Origin of the sequence: Vreelandella hamiltonii (assembly GCF_014651795.1) — a bacterium.
Classification (GTDB): domain Bacteria; phylum Pseudomonadota; class Gammaproteobacteria; order Pseudomonadales; family Halomonadaceae; genus Vreelandella; species Vreelandella hamiltonii.
Map to the genome: position 1 here is coordinate 115977 of NZ_BMXO01000002.1, position 19509 is coordinate 135485.

18 protein-coding genes are annotated in these 19509 nt (G+C 61.4%); 14 read left to right on the forward strand and 4 right to left on the reverse strand.

Annotated elements, in window-relative coordinates; all coding sequences use genetic code 11:
• Positions 1–16: 16 nt before the first annotated feature.
• On the reverse strand, positions 17–490 hold the full coding sequence (locus tag IE061_RS03915) for a peroxiredoxin (protein ID WP_096921463.1): 474 nt from the start codon (positions 488–490) through the stop codon (positions 17–19).
• A gap of 269 nt (positions 491–759) precedes the next feature.
• Here IE061_RS03915 and dapA point away from each other — a divergent pair, with 269 nt between their 5' ends.
• From dapA to purC, 3 genes are all read left to right on the forward strand, one after another.
• Complete coding sequence (gene dapA, locus IE061_RS03920) at positions 760–1644, forward strand: 4-hydroxy-tetrahydrodipicolinate synthase (RefSeq protein WP_039181608.1); 885 nt, start codon at positions 760–762, stop codon at positions 1642–1644.
• Between the two features lie 83 nt (positions 1645–1727).
• A complete protein-coding gene (bamC, locus tag IE061_RS03925; RefSeq protein ID WP_039181603.1) occupies positions 1728–2708 on the forward strand; it encodes an outer membrane protein assembly factor BamC in 981 nt (326 codons plus the stop codon).
• A 31-nt stretch (positions 2709–2739) separates the two neighbouring features.
• Positions 2740–3456, forward strand: a complete 717-nt coding sequence (gene purC, locus IE061_RS03930; RefSeq protein ID WP_016916157.1) for a phosphoribosylaminoimidazolesuccinocarboxamide synthase — start codon at positions 2740–2742, stop codon at positions 3454–3456.
• Between the two features lie 40 nt (positions 3457–3496).
• On the opposite strand, the gene tsaA is transcribed toward purC, so the two are convergent.
• Positions 3497–4237 (reverse strand): tRNA (N6-threonylcarbamoyladenosine(37)-N6)-methyltransferase TrmO, encoded by a 741-nt coding sequence (gene tsaA / locus IE061_RS03935; protein ID WP_016916158.1) that lies wholly within the window; start codon positions 4235–4237, stop codon positions 3497–3499.
• A 174-nt stretch (positions 4238–4411) separates the two neighbouring features.
• Here tsaA and IE061_RS03940 point away from each other — a divergent pair, with 174 nt between their 5' ends.
• Positions 4412–4942 (forward strand): GNAT family N-acetyltransferase, encoded by a 531-nt coding sequence (locus tag IE061_RS03940; protein WP_081136324.1) that lies wholly within the window; start codon positions 4412–4414, stop codon positions 4940–4942.
• 3 nt (positions 4943–4945) lie between these two features.
• Here the strand turns inward: IE061_RS03940 and nadC are convergent, their stop codons facing one another.
• Positions 4946–5800 (reverse strand): carboxylating nicotinate-nucleotide diphosphorylase, encoded by an 855-nt coding sequence (nadC, locus tag IE061_RS03945; protein WP_081136322.1) that lies wholly within the window; start codon positions 5798–5800, stop codon positions 4946–4948.
• Positions 5801–5883: 83 nt separating this feature from the next.
• Between nadC and ampD the strand changes: the two genes are divergently transcribed.
• From ampD to IE061_RS03980, 7 genes are all read left to right on the forward strand, one after another.
• Positions 5884–6459: a 1,6-anhydro-N-acetylmuramyl-L-alanine amidase AmpD gene (gene ampD, locus IE061_RS03950; protein WP_193461026.1), complete on the forward strand. Its 576-nt coding sequence runs from the start codon at positions 5884–5886 to the stop codon at positions 6457–6459.
• 395 nt (positions 6460–6854) lie between these two features.
• The gene (aceE, locus tag IE061_RS03955; RefSeq protein WP_193461027.1) at positions 6855–9527 is read left to right on the forward strand and encodes a pyruvate dehydrogenase (acetyl-transferring), homodimeric type; all 2673 of its coding nucleotides are present in this window, start codon (positions 6855–6857) and stop codon (positions 9525–9527) included.
• 58 nt (positions 9528–9585) lie between these two features.
• The gene (gene aceF / locus IE061_RS03960; protein WP_193461028.1) at positions 9586–11580 is read left to right on the forward strand and encodes a pyruvate dehydrogenase complex dihydrolipoyllysine-residue acetyltransferase; all 1995 of its coding nucleotides are present in this window, start codon (positions 9586–9588) and stop codon (positions 11578–11580) included.
• Positions 11581–11827: 247 nt separating this feature from the next.
• Entirely contained in the window at positions 11828–12481 is a 654-nt protein-coding gene (gene adk / locus IE061_RS03965; RefSeq protein ID WP_016916164.1) for an adenylate kinase, read from the forward strand.
• Between the two features lie 114 nt (positions 12482–12595).
• Positions 12596–13300, forward strand: coding sequence for a tRNA (adenosine(37)-N6)-threonylcarbamoyltransferase complex dimerization subunit type 1 TsaB (gene tsaB, locus IE061_RS03970; protein ID WP_193461029.1), 705 nt, complete (start codon positions 12596–12598; stop codon positions 13298–13300).
• Complete coding sequence (locus IE061_RS03975) at positions 13282–14007, forward strand: class I SAM-dependent methyltransferase (protein WP_373294937.1); 726 nt, start codon at positions 13282–13284, stop codon at positions 14005–14007. Before tsaB ends, IE061_RS03975 begins: the two co-directional genes overlap by 19 nt.
• Before the next feature lie 37 nt (positions 14008–14044).
• Entirely contained in the window at positions 14045–15166 is a 1122-nt protein-coding gene (locus IE061_RS03980) for a phospholipase D-like domain-containing protein (protein ID WP_193461030.1), read from the forward strand.
• Positions 15167–15170: 4 nt separating this feature from the next.
• Here the strand turns inward: IE061_RS03980 and IE061_RS03985 are convergent, their stop codons facing one another.
• A complete protein-coding gene (locus IE061_RS03985) occupies positions 15171–15845 on the reverse strand; it encodes a YecA/YgfB family protein (protein ID WP_189462520.1) in 675 nt (224 codons plus the stop codon).
• 59 nt (positions 15846–15904) lie between these two features.
• On the opposite strand from IE061_RS03985, the gene IE061_RS03990 reads away from it, so the two are divergent.
• The 3 genes from IE061_RS03990 to IE061_RS04000 all read left to right on the forward strand — a co-directional run bounded on the left by IE061_RS03990 (position 15905) and on the right by IE061_RS04000 (position 19505).
• Positions 15905–16441 (forward strand): SprT family zinc-dependent metalloprotease, encoded by a 537-nt coding sequence (locus tag IE061_RS03990; protein ID WP_193461031.1) that lies wholly within the window; start codon positions 15905–15907, stop codon positions 16439–16441.
• A 181-nt stretch (positions 16442–16622) separates the two neighbouring features.
• Positions 16623–18572: an acetate--CoA ligase gene (gene acs / locus IE061_RS03995; RefSeq protein ID WP_100730976.1), complete on the forward strand. Its 1950-nt coding sequence runs from the start codon at positions 16623–16625 to the stop codon at positions 18570–18572.
• 270 nt (positions 18573–18842) lie between these two features.
• Positions 18843–19505, forward strand: a complete 663-nt coding sequence (locus IE061_RS04000; protein ID WP_016916171.1) for a LuxR C-terminal-related transcriptional regulator — start codon at positions 18843–18845, stop codon at positions 19503–19505.
• Positions 19506–19509 lie beyond the last annotated feature (4 nt).

A 19509-nucleotide genomic window follows, 5' to 3' on the forward strand; every position in this document is an offset into this window, starting at 1 on the left:
GAGCCTTCAGGGCCGGTTATTCGGCATGCAGTGCTTGAGCTGCTGCCAGCACCTCTTCCGCATGACCGGGCACCTTGACGCCACGCCACGCTTTGGCCAGCTTGCCGTCCTTGTCGATGAGAAACGTGCTGCGCTCGACGCCCAGGTGCTCCTTGCCGTACATCTTCTTCAGCTTGATGACGTCAAACAGCTGACAGACCGCTTCGTCCTTGTCCGAGATCAGCGCAAAATTGAAGTCCTGCTTCGCCTTGAAATTCTCCTGGGCGCGCAGGCCGTCTCGGGAAATGCCGATGACCACGGTGTTCGCGGCATCGAAGGCCGCCTTGCGATCACGAAAGTCGCCACCTTCGGTGGTGCAGCCCGGTGTGCTGGCCTTGGGATAGAAAAATATCACCACCTGCTGGCCGCGCAGTTCGGACAGCGTAATGGTGGTGTCGCCAGTGGCGCTGGCCGAAAAGTCGGGAACGGGTTGGCCGATTTCGAGTGACATACAAGCTCCTCACAGATAGGGGTTCATCAAGATTACACGCATGCGCCGCCGTGCTGTCAAAGCGAATCGTTCTGGTTTGGCAAGTCTCGGTGGTAAACTCTACGTGCTTTACGCTGTACAGGCTCGAATCGCCTGAGTACCATTTGCTTTTTACAGGCGGGGTCATCGTGTCCTTCGAGGTATCCGCGCCGCGTCTTTTACTCGATCATTGACCATGCCACCCCGCTTGGCCGGTCGAGCTCCACTTTTTGCAGGTGAGGAAAATACGGATGATCACAGGCAGCATTGTCGCCCTGGCGACCCCGATGAAGGTCAATGGCGACATCGACTGGGAGGCGCTTCGTCGCCTGGTGAACTTCCATCTCGAGAACGGCACCGACGCTATCGTGGCCGCGGGCACCACTGGTGAGCCCACCACCATGTCGTTTGCCGAGCACTTCGATGTGATCCGCAGCGTCGTGGAAGAGGTCAATGGGCGTATCCCGGTCATTGCCGGTACCGGCGCGAATGCCACCTCCGAAGCGGTCGAGCTGGCGCGCTATGCCAGCGAAGTAGGCGCCGACTACTGCCTCTCCGTGTGCCCTTACTACAACAAGCCTACTCAGGAAGGCCTGTACCAGCACTTCAAGGCAGTGGCCAAGGGCAGCAAACTGCCGGTCATTCTTTATAACGTGCCGGGGCGCACCTGCTCGGATCTTTACAACGAAACCGTGATTCGCCTGGCCGAGGTGGACAACATCATCGGCTTGAAGGATGCCACCGGGAACCTTGAGCGCGCCGAGGATCTAATCTCTCGCCTGAAAGGCAGCGGCTTCATGCTCTACTCCGGTGACGATGCCACGGCCTGTGATTTCATGCTGATGGGCGGACATGGCGACATTTCGGTCACCGCCAATGTGGCGCCCAAGGCGATGCACGAGCTGTGTGTCGCCGCGGTGGCGGGGGATGCCGACAAGGCCCATCAGATCAATACGCGCCTGATGCCGCTGCATACCAATCTGGGTATCGAGTCCAACCCGATCCCCGTCAAATGGGCCCTGAACCGTATGGGGTACATGGAGCAGGGCATTCGTCTGCCGCTGACCTGGCTGTCCGAAAAGTATCACGGTACGGTAAACGAAGCGCTGCAACTGGCGGGTGTGATCAAGGAGTAACCCCAGGCGCTGCGAACGCATTTGCTACCCGGTGACAACGTGCCTTGCCGGGTAAATGACCTGTTGACTGTTAAGGTGGCTTGATGAGCTCTGTGCTAGAAAAACGTGCGCTGAAATGGATTCCGCTGGCGCTGGCCGCAACCGTCACGCTGGCGGGCTGCGCGCGTGACGGTTACTACCACGACCGCAACCTGGACTACACCGAAGCCGCCCCAGCGCCGCCTCTCGTTTTGCCGGAAACGCGCAATGCTCAGCGTTATCGTGATGCCATGCCGATTCCTCAGGCGGGTCTTCAAGGTGCTCGTGTCGATGAAGCAGCGCGTATTGGGCCTCCTCAGTCGCTGGCATTGGGCAGTGGGCTGGAGCCTGAGTACGTCGAGCGTCGCCAGGCGGGTGATCAGGTCTGGTTGGTAGTCGCGGCGGATACGGGCGCGGTATGGCCGCAGCTCGAGGCATTCGTGCGCAGTCGCCAGCTGGGCGTTCAGGAAAGCAGCGCTACTCAGGGCGTCATCGTCACGCCTCAAGCCACGTTGCGCTTGCAGAGCGCATTGCGTGCCGGCAGCAGCGAAGTGCGCTGCGAGCAGGGTGGCCAGAGTGTCGAGAGCTGTGTGGCCGCGTTGGAGCAGTACCTCGGTGCGCGTAGCGCAACGGCCAGCGCATCCTCCTGGACCGCTCAACGACTTGCCAGTGAGCAAACGTTGCAAATGCGTCAGCAGGGCGATGAGTGGGAAGTTCTGATTCCGCAGCCCATCGAACGCGTGTGGGCCGAAATGAACCACTACCTGGCACTGGACTTCACTCAGGAAGGCCAGCGTGACCTGCTTGAGGCCTCGGCTGATGACTACGAGTTCCTGGTTGAATACATGACCGAGACCGAGCGTGGGCGTAACCCGCTGCAGATCGTGTTCAGCCAGGACGTGCGCCGCATGTCTCAGAATATTCGCCTCGTGCTCCAGCCGGAGGGCAACCAGACCGTGCTGCGCGCCATCAATGCCAGCGAGCGTGGATTCAGCGCTGATGACCAGCGCGAGTTGCTTGAGCGTGTCTCCGGCTACTTACGTTAACTCTTAGACCTTGATTTTAGACGGAGCCCCCATGGAAAAGCGCCAGGAACTCTATGCCGGTAAGGCAAAATCCGTATACACCACCGACGACCCTGACTTGCTGGTACTGCATTTTCGTGACGATACCAGTGCCTTCGATGGCAAGAAGAAAGAGGCGCTCGCCCGTAAAGGCATGGTGAACAACATCTTCAATGCCTACATCATGCAGCGCCTGGAAGAGGGCGGCATCCCCACCCACTTCGAGCAGCAGATTTCCGACACCGAAAGTCTGGTCAAGAAGATGGAGATGATTCCCGTCGAGTGTGTCGTGCGTAACATTGCTGCGGGTGGGCTGGTGAAGCGTCTGGGCGTGGAAGAGGGCATTGCGCTCAATCCGCCTACCTTCGAGCTGTTCCTGAAGAACGACGAGAAGGGCGACCCGATGATCAACGAGTCGCTGGCCGAAACCTTTGGCTGGGCCACGCCGGAACAGCTGAGCAAGATGAAGGCGCTCACCTTCAAGGTGAACCACATCCTCAAGCAGCTGTTCGCCGAAGGCGATATGCTGCTGGTGGACTACAAGCTGGAGTTCGGCCTCTTCAAGGGTGAGGTCGTGCTGGGTGACGAGTTCTCCCCGGACGGCTGCCGCCTGTGGGATGCCAATACCCGTGAGAAGCTCGATAAGGATCGCTTCCGTCAAGGGTTGGGCGGGGTCATCGAGGCCTATGAAGAAGTCGGCCGTCGCCTGGGTATCACCTTCCCCGCCTGATCCGTCAGGCTTGCCATGGGGCCGCTCGCTGGCGCCATGGTCACTTGCGGTCTTCGGGCTCTATCGCCACCACCTCCAGGGTGGTGGCGTCGTTTTCGGCGGCGGTCAGCGCCCGAAAGCGCACATCGACATTGCGCAGGCGCACCCCGTAAAGACGTTCGGCCTGTCCGCCCCGCTGATAAGCAGGGCGGGGGTCCTGGCCCAGCACCTGCTCGATCAGCGCCCGCAGCGACGCGCCATCCTGGCGTAGAGATAGCACGCCGTGAGCCTCTGGCGAGAACACCACGGCCACCGTCTCCGGCGGTTGAGGGGCAAACCCCGCCTGGGCGCTGGGAATGGCCTCTGCCCAGGGCAGGTATGGCTTGATGTCCACCACGGGGGTGCCGCTGACCAGATCGCAGCCCGCCAGGTGAAGCGTCACGCCGGGCCCGGTCTCGATACCGGAGAGCGCGACCAGCGACAGCCCCAGCCGGTTAGGGCGATGGGTGCTGCGGCTGGCGAAGACGCCCACTTTGCGATTCCCCCCCAGCCGAGGCGGGCGTACCAGGGGCGACCAGCGTTCGGGGCTTTGGTGAAAGATGAACGATAGCCACAGGTGGCTGAAGTCTTCCAACCCGCGTACGGTCAGTGGGTCGTCGAAAGGGTGGGCCAGTACCAGGCGCGCATGGGCTGCCGGGGCCAAGCCAGGCTGGCGAGGCACGCCAAACTTGTCCGGGTAGTCGCTGATGATATGGCCAATGGGCGTGATCGAAAACGGCCCGTGGCCCCGAGAATCGTGCATGGCACTCCCTTTTGCGTGTGAGCGCACTGTTGCGTGGTGACATGGCGCCGCACGCTCGATGAATTCAAGCTCGGCTGGCACGGGTTGCCCGCCAGGGCGATGAGTATAGACTAGCCAACGGAACCGACACAGCGCTGCGCTTGACGGCCAGCGGTCACCCCATTGAGGCAACGTATGTCCAACATCGACCCTTCTTCACCGGCATCCACGCCAACGGCCCGCGTCACGTATCGCGCGGCGCTGGCCAAGGACGCCGCCGACCAGGCCGAAGTGTTCTATCATGCCGTCATGCAAGGCGCGGCCAACCATTATGGGCTGGCCGAGCGGCGCGCCTGGGCCCATGCGCTGCCCCGTGAAGGCACCGCCTGGGCGGCGCGTCAGGCGCTCTACACGACGCTGGTGGCCGCCTGCGATGGCCGCTGCGTTGGCTTTCTCGAGCTGGACGTGAGCGGTGGGCGCATTGAAACGCTTTACATCTGGCCGTCGCTGGCGGGGCGTGGCATCGGCACCACGCTGTTGATCCATGCCGAGCGCATTCTGCTGGAGCATGGCGTGGCGCAGGTGGAAATCGAGGCCAGCCGGATGCTGCTCGAACGACTGCAGCGCCGTGGCTACGATAACCTCGGCGAGCAGTGGGTCGAGCGCAGTGGTGAGATGCTCCAGCGCTACCGGCTGGTCAAGCAGCTCAGCGCGGTGGAAACCTGACGATCAAACGTTGAAGGTTTGAGTGATGCGCATCGACAGATCGACGGAGGCCACATCCTTGGTGAGGGCGCCGCTGGAAATGCAGTCCACGCCGGTGTCCGCAATGGCTTTCAGCGTCGAGTCATCGACGTTGCCGGAGGCTTCCAGGGTGGCGCGACCCCCATTGATCTCTACCGCTACGTGCAGGTCTTCGATGTCGAAATTGTCCAGCATGACGATATCAGCGCCCGCCGCCAGCGCCTGGTCCAGCTCTTCGAAGGTCTCGACTTCCACTTCCACCGGTACGTCGCTGGCCAGCTTGCGGGCCTGCGCCACGGCGGCCTGAATGCCACCACAGGCCGCGATATGATTCTCCTTGATCAAGAAGGCATCCCATAGGCCCAGGCGGTGATTATGGCCACCGCCGCAGGTGACCGCGTATTTTTGTGCCAGGCGTAGCCCCGGCAGCGTTTTGCGGGTGTCCAGCAGGCGCACACTGGTACCTTCGATCAGGTCCACGTAGCGGCGGGTGGCGGTGGCCGTGGCAGACAGCGTTTGCAGAATGTTCAGCGCGGCGCGCTCGCCGGTCAGCAGGCTGCGGGCGGGGCCTTCGAGCTCCAGAAAGCAGTGCTGGGCCTCCAGCAACTCGCCATCGCTGGCCTGCCAGCGCAGCGTGACCCGCTCGTCCAGACAGCGGAAAATTTCCTCGACCCAGGCAACGCCGCAGAGGACCGCCGGTTCGCGGGTAATCACCCTGGCGGTGGCCCACTGGTTTTCAGGGATTAGCTGTGCGGTGATGTCCCCGGTGCCCAGGTCTTCCGCCAGCCAGCGGGGTACGCAGGTGCGAATCTCTTCATCAAGCGCGGTTTGATAATGCATAGCAGTGGGTTCTCGAAGCGTGATCTTGGGTGAAAGACATTATAGTGAAACACAACGCGAACGTAGAGGAGCAAGTAAGCCGAATGAACCAGCTCGCATCCCAGGGCCAATGGGCCAAGGCTCGACAGGTCGTGTCACCCAACCAGGATGCGCGGCCCGAGCAGGAAGTGTCGCTGCTGTTGCTTCACGCGATCAGCCTGCCCCCCGGGCAGTTCTCGGGTCACGCCATCGAGGCGCTGTTCACCAATCGGCTGGTGCCCGACGAGCACCCCTTCTTCGCTACGATTGCGCACCTGCGGGTGTCGGCGCACCTGCTGATTCGCCGCGATGGCGAGTGCGTTCAGTTCGTCGACATCGACCAGCGCGCCTGGCACGCCGGGCAATCGCGCTGGTGGGACCCGGCTGAACAGGCGTGGCGGACACGCTTGAACGACTTCTCCGTAGGAGTCGAGCTGGAGGGCGATGACCAGACGCCGTTCAGCAAGGCGCAGTATGTGGCGCTTGCCGAGGCCACGCACTGGCTGATGGCGCGTTACCCGGCGCTGACCGCTGAACGGATCACCAGTCATGCTCATGTGGCCCCCTTGCGCAAGACCGACCCGGGGCCCGCCTTCGACTGGGCCTATTTCCGCCAGCGCTTGATGGCACCCACCCAATAGACGGTTAAACGGGGCAAATAAGTGGTTCTTTTAGCAACAAATGAAACGGTAGTTTGGTTACAGGAAGGTATCCTAAGTCGTAGCGACCAAGGTCCTATAAAGCGCTTATGTTGCAGTGCAATAGTTTGTTTTCGATGGCTTTTTGCGGCGTGCCGCAATTGGCAGCGTGACGACTTTGCGGTATCTTCGCATATACAAAAGGCTAATTTTTACCAAAAAACTGTAGCTTAACTACATTCATGAAAGCGTAGCTCATTGAATGTAGGGTGAAAATCCCCTGCTCGATGCATCGCGTCGGCTATTCACAGGCCTGTGGTGGCCATACACCGCAGCCGCCCCAGGCCCGAAGGGTTGGCGGGGCTCATTGTCATTTATCGTCATTCGGAGAGACCTCTATGAGTCTGGAGACAAGAGAAGATCTCGATCCGGTCGAAACCACGGAGTGGCTGGAATCCCTGGAATCGGTGCTGGATCGTGAGGGCGAAGATCGCGCCCGCTACCTGATGACCCGCTTGGCGGATCGCCTGCGCCGGGACGGGATGAAGGTGCCCTTCTCGGTGACAACCCCCCACCGCAACACGATACCGGTTCATCGCGAAGCCCCGATGCCTGGCGATCTGTTCATGGAGCGTCGTATTCGCTCCCTGATCCGTTACAACGCCATTGCTCAGGTCATTCGTAACAACCGTGCCAATCCTGGGCTGGGTGGTCACATTGCAAGTTTCATGTCGTCGGCCACGCTGTACGATGTGGGCTTCAACCACTTCTTCCGCGCCCCCAAGGGGGATTTCGAAGGCGACCTGATCTATATCCAGGGCCACGTGGCACCGGGTATCTACGCGCGTTCCTACCTGGAAGGTCGTCTGACCGAAGAGCAGATGGACAAGTTCCGCCGTGAAGTGGATGGTGACGGCCTGTCGTCATACCCCCACCCCTGGCTGATGCCTGACTACTGGCAGTTCCCCACGGTGTCCATGGGCCTTGGCCCGATTCAGGCCATCTATCAGGCTCACGTGATGAAGTACCTGCATCACCGTGAACTGAAAGACATGAAGGACCGCAAGATCTGGTGCTTCATGGGCGACGGCGAGTGCGACGAGCCGGAATCGCTGGGTGCCATCTCGCTGGCTGGCCGCGAAAATCTGGACAACTTGATCTTCGTCATCAACTGCAACCTGCAGCGTCTGGACGGCCCGGTACGCGGCAACTCCCGCGTCATGGACGAGTTCGAAGGCGTCTTCCGCGGTGCCGGCTGGAACGTCATCAAGGTGGTGTGGGGTCGTCACTGGGATCCGCTGTTCGAGAAGGACAAGAAAGGCATCCTTCAGAAGCGCATGGACGAAGCGGTCGACGGCGAGTACCAGAACTACAAGGCCAACGGTGGCGCTTACACCCGCGAGCATTTCTTCGGCAAGTACCCGGAAACCGAAGCGATGGTCAAGGACCTCTCCGACGAAGATATCTGGAAGCTCAACCGTGGCGGTCACGACCCGTTCAAGGTCTATGCGGCCTATCACGAAGCGGTCAACACCACCAACGGCAAGCCCACGGTGATCCTGGCGCATACCGTCAAGGGTTACGGTATGGGTAGCGGCGATGGCGAAGCGGCCAACGAAGCGCACCAGGTCAAGAGCATGGAATACGAAGCGCTGAAGAAATTCCGCGACCGCTTCGGCATTCCGCTGACCGACGAACAGCTCAAGGAAGTCCCGTACTACAAGCCGGAAGAAGACTCTCCCGAGCTCAAGTACATGCACCTGCAGCGCGAGCGTCTGAACGGCTACCTGCCGAGCCGCCGCAGCGATTTCGAAGCGCTGGAAATCCCCAGCCTGGAAGACAAGACGTTTGCTTCCCAGATGGGCGGTTCCAAAGGCCGCGAAATCTCTACCACCATGGCCTTCGTGCGTATCCTGAACGGCCTGGTGAAGGACAAGCAGCTGGGCAAGCAGGTCGTACCGATCATCCCCGACGAAGCGCGTACCTTCGGTATGGAAGGCATGTTCCGTCAGCTGGGTATTTACACCTCGGAAGGTCAGAAGTACGAGCCGGTCGATAAAGGCCAGATCATGTACTACCGCGAGGACCAGAAAGGTCAGGTTCTCGAAGAGGGTATTTCCGAAGCTGGCGCCATGTCCGCGTGGATTGCGGCCGCCACTTCCTACAGCAACAACAACGTCACGCTGCTGCCGTTCTACATCTACTACTCGATGTTCGGCTTCCAGCGTATCGGTGATCTGGCCTGGGCCGCAGGCGACCTGCAGGCACGCGGCTTCATGGTCGGCGGTACCGCCGGGCGCACCACGCTGAACGGCGAAGGTCTGCAGCACCAGGATGGCCACAGCCTGATCCAGGCGTCTACCATCCCCAACTGCCGCAGCTACGACCCGACCTATGCTCACGAAGTTTCGGTCATCGTGCAGGATGGTCTGAAGCGCATGTTCACGGACAAAGAGAACTGCTTCTACTACCTCACCGTCATGAACGAGAACTACGAGCATCCCGAGCTCGAGAACGTCCCCGCCGACGATATCGTCAAGGGCATGTATCTGCTCAAGGAGACTCAGGGCGACAAGGGCCGCGTTCAGCTGCTGGGGTCGGGCACCATCCTGCGTGAAGTCGAAGCCGCTGCCGAGCTGCTGGCCAACGACTGGGACATCGGGGCCGATATCTGGAGCGTCACCAGCTTCAACGAGCTGCGCCGCGAAGCGCTGCTGCTGGAGCGCGAAGCCTTCCTGAACCCGGACGCCGAGGCCAGCAAGCCTCACGTGACCCAGTGCCTGGAAGGTCGTGATGGCCCGGTGATTGCCTCTACCGACTACATGAAGCTGTATGCGGACCAGGTACGCGCCTGGGTACCCAACGACTACACCGTGTTGGGCACCGATGGCTTTGGCCGTTCCGATACCCGCGAGAAGCTGCGCTACTTCTTCGAAGTGGATCGCTACTTCGTGACCGTTGCGGCGCTGCGCGCGCTGGCCGATCGCGGTGAAATTGATCGCAAGCACGTTGGCGAAGCGCTGAAGAAGTACGGCATCGATGCCAACAAGCCCAACCCGCTGACCAGCTAAACCGCTGCCCGGCGGGCCACTGCCCGCCGGCTCGATCCGATTTGGAAGGAGCGCGACCTTGAGTAGCGAAATCATCAAAGTTCCCGATATCGGTGGCGATACCGATGTCGAAATCATCGAGATTGCGGTGTCAGAAGGCGACGTCATTGAAGCGGAAGACACCCTGATCACTCTGGAATCCGACAAAGCCAGCATGGATGTACCGGCCCCGAAAGGCGGCAAGGTGGTCAAAGTGTTGGTGAAAGAGGGCGACAAGGTCTCTGAAGGCGACGACATCGTCGAGCTGGAAGTGGAAGGTAGCGGCGATGCCGAACCGGAAGCCAAGGCTGACAGCGCCGCCGAGGAAGCCCCTGCGCCCAAGCAGGAAGAGGCCCCTGCACCGGCAGCGAAAAAAGCCAGCGGTGGCAAGCAGACCGTTGACATCAAGGTGCCTGACCTGGGTGGTTCCGACAACGTCGAGATCATCGAAGTGGCCGTTGGCGAAGGCGACGACGTCAACGCCGAAGACACGCTGATCACGCTGGAGTCCGACAAGGCTTCCATGGACGTGCCCAGCCCGCATAGCGGGAAAATCGTCTCCTTGACCGTCAAGGAAGGCGATACCGTGTCGGAAGGCGATGTCATCGGCAAGATGGAAATCGCCGGTGGCGATGACGCTGCCGAGGAAGAGCCTGCCAAGGCCGAACAGCCTGCCCCTGCCAGCGAGCCCGCCGAAGAAGAAGCGGCTGAAGAAGAGAGTGGCAGCGGTGAGCCAGAGCGCAAGGAGATCCGCGTGCCGGATCTTTCCGGCTCTGCAGACGTGCCCATCATCGAGATAGGTGTGTCGGTAGGCGACGAAGTCGACGTCGAAGACCCGCTGATCACCCTGGAGTCCGACAAGGCTTCCATGGACGTGCCTAGCCCTTACAAGGGCAAGCTCGTCGAGCTGACCGTCAAGGAGGGCGATACCGTCTCCGAAGGCGACGTGATTGGCTACATGGAAGTGGCGGGCGCCAGGAAGGCCGCGCCGAAGAAAGCGGCGCCTGAAAAGGCATCGCAAAGCAGTGCCAGCCCGGCCAGCGCCAAGCCTGTGGCCAGTGGCGGCACGCCGAGCCCAGAAGCGCAAATGGCAGCACACAAGCCCCGTGACGGCAAGCTGGTACATGCTGGCCCGGCGGTACGCATGCTGGCCCGCGAGCTGGGTGTCGACCTGGGGCTGGTGAAGCCCAGCGGCCCGAAAGAGCGCGTGCTCAAGGAAGACGTGCAGGCCTACGTCAAGCAGGTGTTGGCCAACCAGGGCAGCGCCCAGGCCGCCGCACCGGCAGCGTCAGGTGGCGCGGGTATTCCTGCCGTGCCGGAAGTCGACTTCAGCCAGTTCGGTGAAGTGGAAGAGAAGCCGATGGGCCGCCTGCTCAAGATGGGCGCGACCAATCTGCATCGCAGCTGGCTCAACGTGCCTCACGTCACCCAGTTCGACGAAGCCGATATCACCGAGCTGGAAGACTTCCGCAAGGCGATGAAGGCCGAGGCCGAAGCCCAGGGGGCGAAGCTCACGCCGCTGCCATTTTTGGTCAAGGCGTGCGCCTTTGCTCTGCGCAAGTACCCGCAGTTCAACGTCAGCCTGAAAGGCGACGGCGATACGCTGGTCTGGAAGAAGTACGTGCATATCGGTATCGCGGTGGATACGCCGGATGGCCTGATGGTGCCCGTACTGCGCGATGCCGACAAGAAATCCTTGATCGAGATCGCCAAGGAAATGGCAGAGCTGGGCAAGAAAGCGCAGACCAAGAAGCTCAAGCGCGACGAGATGACCGGTGGCTGCTTCACCATTTCGAGCCTGGGCTCGATCGGTGGCACGGCCTTCACGCCTATCGTCAATGCGCCTGAAGTGGCGATCCTGGGCGTGTCGAAAGCGCAAATGAAGCCGGTGTGGGATGGCAGTGCCTTCCAGCCGCGCTTGATGATGCCGCTGTCGCTCTCCTATGACCACCGGGCGATCAACGGTGCCGATGCGGCACGCTTCACTGCCTTCCTGGCAGACGTGCTCACCGATATCCGTCGTCTGTTGCTGTAATCAGACCACGAGCAAGCCACAAGCGGCGCCCCTATGGGCGCCGCTTGTGTTTCTGTGGCGTCAGCAGAAAACCAGCGTGACCAAAGTACTAGCCATCGCCACTTTGCTGTTTTCGCTTGAAAAAACGCAAAATAATCGGCCTTTCAGGCTTTTGGGGAGTTGTGTCGCCTGAACGGCACGGTTATTGTCGATTCATTGATTTATTCGATCACCACCAATCAAGTACGAACATTCAAGGAGCAGTGCCATGCGTTTAATCCTGTTGGGTGCCCCCGGCGCGGGGAAGGGGACTCAAGCTCAGTTTATTTGTGAGCAGTTCAAGATTCCCCAAATTTCCACCGGGGATATGCTGCGCACCGCCATCAAGGACGGCACTGAGCTGGGGCTCAAGGTCAAGGAGATCATGAACAGTGGTGGGCTGGTGTCCGACGAGATCATCATCGACCTGGTCAAGGAGCGCATCAGCCAGCCGGACTGCGCCAACGGTTTCCTGTTTGACGGGTTCCCCCGCACCATTCCTCAGGCCGATGCCATGAAAGAAGGCGGCGTGAAACTCGATCACGTGCTGGAAATCGCCGTGCCGGACGAAGAGATCGTCAGCCGCCTTGCCGGACGTCGTGTTCACCCCGCCTCGGGCCGTGTCTACCACATCGATCACAATCCGCCCAAAGAGCCGGGCAAGGACGATGTCACCGGGGAAGCCCTGATCCAACGGGAAGACGATCAGGAGTCTACCGTGCGCAACCGCCTGTCGGTGTACCACGACCAAACGGCTCCGCTGGTGGACTACTACCAGCAGTGGGCCAAAGAGGACCCGGCCGCTGCACCCCAGTACCACCGTGTGGAAGGGGTGGGCAGCGTGGCCGATATCACCCGCCAGGTGAAAGAAGCGCTGAACTGAGCCTGGTAAAGACTGCTCGACTGACGATGGCCCGCAGGTTCCCTGCGGGCCATCGTCGTCAAGGCCGCCAGACGGTATACTGGCGGCCTATTTTTTTCGGAGTGCCACACGGTTATGTCGTCGCGATATCTTCTGGCATTGGATGCCTCCTCCAGTGCCTGCTCTGCCGCGCTGCTGCGTCAGGAGAGTGATCAGTCCGAGTGTCTGGCGCGTTACGAAATGACGCCGCGCGCCCATACCAAACGCTTGATGCCGATGGTCGACGAGCTGCTGGCTACCGCCGCCATTGCGCCCGGGCAGCTGGACGCCGTCGCGTTTGGCCGTGGGCCGGGCTCCTTTACCGGCCTGCGCATTGCCGCCGGGGCGGCCCAGGGGTTGGCCTTCGGCCTGGAGCGCCCGCTGCTGGGTATCTCTACCCTGGAAGCGCTGGCCCTGCAGGTGCATCGCCGTTATCACTTTCGCCATGTGGTGACCGCGCTGGATGCCCGAATGGGTGAAATTTACGTGGCCAGCTGGCACTGCCTGAATGACGTGGTCAGCCCGCAAAGCGATGAGCGAGTACTGGCCCCAGGCGCTTTTAGACTGCCATCCGATGAAACCGACTGGGTCGGAGTCGGCTCGGGCTTTGCGCTTTGGGACGCTTTCGATGTGGGAGTGCATGTGGGCATGACCCAGCACCTCAGCGACGACCTGGAGCCGCGCGCCGAAGAGATGGCCTGGCTGGCCGCGCGGGACCTGGACGCGGGGTTGGGTGTCGCCGCCCACGAAGCGCAGCCCGTCTACCTGCGTAACGACGTGGCATGGAAAAAGCCGGCATGAGCCCGGCGCGCCCACCGATAGCGCTGCCCGCCGGGCTGACGCTGGAAGAGAGCGATGGCCGATTGGCGCTGGTCGGCGACGAGCGCCAGTACGGCAAGCCCTTGAGCGTCGATTTCGTGTCCGGCAAGGCAGCCCATCGGCGTCAGTTCGGCGGTGGGCGCGGCCAGCTGGTGGCCAAGGCGTGCGGGCTTTCCAAAGGCGTGACGCCGAGCATCGTGGATGCCACAGCAGGGCTTGGGCGTGACGCGTTCGTGTTGGCCAGCCTGGGTGCCGAGGTGCTGATGGTCGAGCGCGTGCAGGCCATTGCCGCGCTGCTGGAGGATGGCCTGGACCGGGCCGCCAGAGACGCCGAGACGGCGCCCATCACCGCGCGCATGCAGCTGCGTCATGGCGATGCCTGTGAGGCGCTGGCGGCGCTGGTGGCCAGCGCCGCGTTCACCCCGCAGGTCGTGCACCTGGACCCCATGTTTCCCCATCGCGAGAAATCGGCGCTGGTTAAGAAGGAAATGCGCTTGTTTCGTGAACTGGCCGGGACGGACGATGACGCCCCGCGCCTGCTGGAAGCGGCGCTGGCGGTGGCCACTCACCGGGTGGTGGTCAAGCGCCCGCGCAAGGCACCGCCTATTGCAGGTCCTGCGCCACAGCATACAATCGAAGGCAAAACCAGCCGCTATGACCTGTACGTTCACCGCTCCTTGAGCCGCTAAGGCGGCCTGCAGGCAGGGCGCAAGAGAAGGAGTCTCTATGCAGTACGCGTGGCGAGAAGGTAACCGTGTGGCGCTTCTGCCGGAAGCATCGCGCTTTCTGCCAGCCATGTTCGACGCCGTCCATCAGGCCCAGCACTATGTTTTCGTAGAGCTTTACCTGATGGAGTCGGGGGCGTTGGCCGACCAGATGATCGACGTGCTGGTGGCCGCGGCCGAGCGTGGCGTGCAGGTGTATGTGCTGCTGGATGGCTATGGCGCCATGGGGCTGAAGCGCGAGGATCGTGAACGGCTGCAGGAGACCGGTGTAGCCTTGCAGCTGTTCAATCCGATTGGCTTCCACTCGCTGGCACGCAACCTGAGCCGTGACCACCGCAAGATCGTGGTGGTGGATGGCGAGGTAGCCTTCACGGGCGGGTTTGGCGCGGTGGATGAATTCCTGGAGGCCTGGTACGAAATCGCCGCCCGGGTCGAAGGGCCCGTGGTGGCCGACTGGGAGGCGCTGTTTCGTCGCTTGTGGCGTTCGCGGCTGACCCGCTATGCCTCCCCGCAAGGGCCGCGCCTGGCGCTGCCGGAAGCGCGAGTGGCCGAGCCTTATGATGCCGGCGTCAGTGGCCGCGTGATGTCGGGCCGTGGCTATCGCTACCAGGCCATTCGGCACTCACTCTACGCGCGGGTCCACCAGTCTCGCCAACGGCTGTGGCTATGTACGCCCTATTTCGTGCCGACCTTTTCACTGCGTCGGCGGCTGGTGCGCGCGGCCCGGCGCGGGGTGGACGTTCGCCTGCTGCTGCCCGGTGCCAAGCATGACCACCCCGGCGTGCGTTACGCAGGCCAGCGCTTTTATCACAGCTTGCTGAAGGCGGGCGTGCGTATCTTCGAATTCAAGCCAACCTTCATTCATGCCAAGTTTGCTCTGGCAGACGACTGGGTGAGCCTGGGCTCCTGCAACTTTGACCACTGGAACCTGCACTGGAACCTGGAAGCCAACCAGGAGGTGGAAGATGCAGCCTTCGCCAACGACGTGCGCGAGCTGTTCGAGCGCAACTTTGCTGCCAGTGACGAGGTGGATGCCCAGGCCTGGGCCGCGCGGCCCTGGTGGCAGCGCGCCCGGGAGTGGGTATATGGCGCGCTGGATGGCCTGGTCACGCGGCTCAAGTAGCGGTTTACCTGCGCTTTTTACCCTTGGCAGGGGTTTTCTTGCGGGGCTTGGGTTTGGGCGTTTCCGGGGGCACGCGGTAGTGCAGGTAGAGGTCGAGCACCAGTTCGGGTAGCTGGGCCACCAGCGCTTCCTGATTGGCCTGGTCGCTGGCCATCTCGGCCATGTCGGGTTCGTCGTCAAACAGACCCGAGAGCAGCATGAAGGGCAGCAGCAGGGTGGCCGCAGCCTCTTCGTCCTCCTGGAACCAGGCGCTTTCGTCGCTGAACACGCCTTCCATGAAGCCTGCGCACCAGTCGCCGATGGGCGTCTCTTCGGCGGGCAGGCCATCCAGGGTCAGCTCGAAGGGCAGCTCTGGCAGACCGCCTTGCTCCAGCACCGCCATGGCGTTATCACGCAGCAGGCAGAGGAGGTGCGTGACCTCGTCGCGTTCAGCGTCGTCCTGGTAGTTGGGCTCGCCCTGAAAGAGCTCGGCAAGCCATGCGTCGCGTGGCTGTTCGCTGGGCGCCACGGCCAGGGCCACCAGGAAGCCATGGGCCGAGATCAGGTCCAGGGCATCTTCGCCCACGCGGTCCGAATCGAGAAAATCGTCCAGCCTGTCCAGCTGCTCATCTTCCAGCAGCGGCTGGGGAGGCACGCTGTCGGAAGCGGTTGCGGGGGGCTCGTTGTTGCGCTCTGCCATGAAAAGCCTCATCGGGGTATCTTGAATCGAACAACATCTTGACGGTTAGTTTATCACTAATGAACACCACACCACTGCCTTCCTGGCCTGCTGATGAGCTGGAAGCGTTGTCACCACCCGCGCTGGCTTCCGCCGCCCGTGAACGGGTCATGGAAGCACTGGCTCGCTGTCGGGAAGTGTATCCGACGCTACCGACTCCCGGGGTCTGGTTCGATCTGAAGGGCGCAGGGGCTGGGCAGGCCCACTGGGGCCGACAAGGACTGCGCTTCAATCCCGTGCTGATGGCGGCCAACCGCACGGCCTTCTTCGATGAGGTGATTCCTCATGAAATGGCCCACTGGCTGGTCTTTCACTTGGCCAACGGCACCCGTTTGAAACCCCATGGCCGGGAGTGGCAGACCGTCATGCGTGACCTGTTTGGGCTGGAACCCCGGGTTACCCACCGTTTCGATATCGGGCAAGCGCAGTCGCGGCCCTACCGCTACCAGTGCGCCTGCCAGACCCACGCCTTTACGGCCAGACGTCATGCCTTAGTGGTAAAAGGGCAGCGATATCGCTGCCGACATTGTCATCAGACCTTGGTCTACAGTACTTGATGAATCCCGGAAATATGTTTTAAGTGTATGTTTTTTAAAATAAAAATGTTAATACCAATGTCTAAGGGGAAGCCGTCATCGGGAGGTTTATGCTAGGTAAAGATTAGCCGGGTCGGTGCCACCAATAACAAGACCGACACAACTTCCACGAGAGTGCATTTTCACGGACAGAGGCAATTTCATGAGCGAGCATCAGAACGTCTATCCAGTGCGCGATAGCATCGCAGCCAAGGCATGGGCCGACAAAGACAAGTATGCGGCAATGTATCAGCAGTCCATGGAGGACCCTGAAGGCTTCTGGGCCGAGCAAGCCAAGCGTCTCGACTGGATCAAGACTCCCAGCAAGATCAAGAATACCTCGTTCGCCCGCGACAACGTCGATATTCGCTGGTTCGAAGATGGCGAGCTGAACGTCAGCGCCAACTGCCTGGACCGCCATCTGGCCACGCGTGGCGACCAGACGGCGATCATCTGGGAAGGCGATGATCCCAGCGAATCCAAACACATCACCTACCGTGAGCTGTACGAGCGTACTAACCAGCTGGCCAATGGCCTGAAATCGCTGGGCATTCAGAAAGGCGATACGGTCACGCTGTATATGCCGATGATTCCCGAAGCCGCCATGGCCATGCTGGCCTGTGCGCGGATCGGCGCGGTGCACTCGGTGGTCTTTGGTGGCTTCTCCCCGGACGCCGTGGCTCAGCGCGTGATTGGTGCGGACTCCAAGCTGGTGATCACCGCCGATGAGTCGGTGCGCGGTGGCAAGCATGTGCCGCTGAAAGAGAACGTCGACTCGGCGCTGACCCGTGATGGCACCGACGTGTGCAAGAACGTGCTGGTCGTCAAGCGCACCGGGGGCGATATCGACTGGCAGGCAGGCCGTGACCTGTGGTTCGACGAGCTGGTCGATCAGCAGTCGACCGAGTGCCCGGCTGAACCCATGAACGCAGAAGATCCGCTGTTCATTCTGTATACCTCAGGCTCTACCGGCGCGCCGAAAGGGCTGAAGCATACCACTGGCGGCTACCTGACCTATGCTGCCATGACCCATCAATATATTTTCGACTACCAGGAAGGCGAGATCTACTGGTGTACCGCCGACGTGGGCTGGGTCACCGGGCATAGCTATATCGTGTACGGGCCGCTGGCCAACGGCGCCACGACGCTGATGTTCGAAGGCGTGCCCAGCTATCCGACCCATGGTCGGATGGGCGACATCGTCGACAAGCACCAGGTCAACATCCTCTATACCGCGCCGACCGCCGTTCGTGCACTGATGGCCCATGGTGACCGCGTGATGGATTCCAGCAAGCGCGACTCGCTGCGCCTGCTGGGCTCGGTGGGTGAGCCGATCAACCCGGAAGCCTGGGAGTGGTTCTACCGGGTCATCGGCAACGAGAAGTGCCCCATCGTGGATACCTGGTGGCAGACCGAGACGGGCGGCATCATGATTGCGCCGCTGCCGGGGGCCACCGACCTCAAGCCGGGCTCGGCCACGACACCGTTCTTCGGGGTCAAGCCCGCACTGGTGGACAACGAGGGCCAGACGCTGGAGGGGGCCAATGAAGGTAACCTGGTGATTCTCGACTCCTGGCCGGGGCAGGCGCGCTCCATCTGGGGGGATCACGAGCGCTTCGTGCAGACCTACTTCTCCACCTACGACGGCATGTACTTTACCGGTGACGGCTGCCGCCGCGACGAGGACGGCTACTACTGGATCACCGGCCGTGTGGACGACGTGCTCAACGTCTCTGGCCACCGCATGGGCACCGCCGAAATCGAGTCGTCGCTGGTCGCTCATTCCGCCGTGGCCGAGGCCGCCGTGGTGGGCTTCCCCCATGACATCAAGGGTCAGGGCATCTATATCTACGTGACCTTGAACGATGGCATGGATCCCACCGACGAACTGAAGAAAGAGCTGACCCAGTGGGTGCGTAAGGATATCGGCCCCATTGCGTCGCCGGACGTCATCCAGTGGGCACCGGGGCTGCCCAAGACCCGTTCGGGCAAGATCATGCGACGCATCCTGCGCAAGATTGCGGCCAACGAGTGTGATGGGCTGGGCGATACCAGTACCCTGGCAGACCCGTCGGTGGTCGATGACCTGATCGAACATCGTGCCAACCAGTAAGGGAAGCACCCCCATGAATCGTCTTGTGGGGGCTGTTTTCAATGACCAGCGTCACGCCTGGATTTATTAAATCAGGGCAAACTGCGTTAGTCTGTCGCGGTGCCGGCCATGAGCCGGCACCGCTGTTTCTGTTTGAATGACGTTCCAATGACAAATTGTGCATGTGATGCTTGGGCATGATGAAGCCCATGGGGTACCATGCCTCAACCGTATGAGCCTAGCGTCGCGGCGGCAGGCAACCCCGCTGCTCGAGGAACCGGAGGAAAATCCATGGCAGTAGCCCATAAGTTTATCGTCGCTGACGACCATCCGCTGTTTCGCGCAGCGCTTACCCAGGCGTTGCGCCAGTTGGCCCCCCAGGCCGAGATCGTCGAAGCCGACACCATGGAAGCCACCACGGAGGTCGTCAACCGACATCCCGATGCGGATTTGATCCTGCTGGATCTGCACATGCCGGGAGCCCACGGCTTTTCGGGGTTGATTCAGCTGCGCGGGCAGATGCCCGATATTCCCGTTGCCGTGGTGTCCGGCAGCGATGAGCCTTACGTGGTGCGGCGCGCCATCGACTACGGGGCGTCCGGGTTCATCCCCAAATCCTCCTCACTGCAGCTGATTGCCGAAGCCGTGGGCGAAATTCTGCAGGGGGAAGTCTGGTTGCCTGAAGCGCTGGCCAACGTACTGGAAGAGACCAGCGAAGAGGAGTCGCGTTTTGCCGAAGCGATTGCGTCGCTGACTCCCCAGCAGTTCCGGGTATTGAACATGCTCACCGAAGGTCTGCTCAACAAGCAGATTGCCTATGAGCTGAATGTCTCGGAAGCCACGATCAAGGCGCACGTCACGGCAATTCTGCGCAAGCTGGGCGTTCACTCGCGCACCCAGGCGGTCATCGCCGCGCAAAAGCTGGAAGTGGAGCCGCCCAAAGTCGAGTCCTGATCGC

Coding starts and splice junctions, on each gene's coding strand:
- aceE (WP_193461027.1), top strand. CDS start 6,855: ATGAGTCTGGAGACAAGAGAAGATCTCGATCCGGTCGAAACCACGGAG.
- IE061_RS03980 (WP_193461030.1), top strand. CDS start 14,045: ATGCAGTACGCGTGGCGAGAAGGTAACCGTGTGGCGCTTCTGCCGGAA.
- tsaA (WP_016916158.1), bottom strand. CDS start 4,237: ATGCACGATTCTCGGGGCCACGGGCCGTTTTCGATCACGCCCATTGGC.
- IE061_RS03940 (WP_081136324.1), top strand. CDS start 4,412: ATGTCCAACATCGACCCTTCTTCACCGGCATCCACGCCAACGGCCCGC.
- nadC (WP_081136322.1), bottom strand. CDS start 5,800: ATGCATTATCAAACCGCGCTTGATGAAGAGATTCGCACCTGCGTACCC.
- acs (WP_100730976.1), top strand. CDS start 16,623: ATGAGCGAGCATCAGAACGTCTATCCAGTGCGCGATAGCATCGCAGCC.
- IE061_RS04000 (WP_016916171.1), top strand. CDS start 18,843: ATGGCAGTAGCCCATAAGTTTATCGTCGCTGACGACCATCCGCTGTTT.
- tsaB (WP_193461029.1), top strand. CDS start 12,596: ATGTCGTCGCGATATCTTCTGGCATTGGATGCCTCCTCCAGTGCCTGC.
- ampD (WP_193461026.1), top strand. CDS start 5,884: ATGAACCAGCTCGCATCCCAGGGCCAATGGGCCAAGGCTCGACAGGTC.
- bamC (WP_039181603.1), top strand. CDS start 1,728: ATGAGCTCTGTGCTAGAAAAACGTGCGCTGAAATGGATTCCGCTGGCG.
- IE061_RS03915 (WP_096921463.1), bottom strand. CDS start 490: ATGTCACTCGAAATCGGCCAACCCGTTCCCGACTTTTCGGCCAGCGCC.
- adk (WP_016916164.1), top strand. CDS start 11,828: ATGCGTTTAATCCTGTTGGGTGCCCCCGGCGCGGGGAAGGGGACTCAA.
- IE061_RS03975 (WP_373294937.1), top strand. CDS start 13,282: ATGGAAAAAGCCGGCATGAGCCCGGCGCGCCCACCGATAGCGCTGCCC.
- purC (WP_016916157.1), top strand. CDS start 2,740: ATGGAAAAGCGCCAGGAACTCTATGCCGGTAAGGCAAAATCCGTATAC.
- IE061_RS03985 (WP_189462520.1), bottom strand. CDS start 15,845: ATGGCAGAGCGCAACAACGAGCCCCCCGCAACCGCTTCCGACAGCGTG.
- dapA (WP_039181608.1), top strand. CDS start 760: ATGATCACAGGCAGCATTGTCGCCCTGGCGACCCCGATGAAGGTCAAT.
- IE061_RS03990 (WP_193461031.1), top strand. CDS start 15,905: ATGAACACCACACCACTGCCTTCCTGGCCTGCTGATGAGCTGGAAGCG.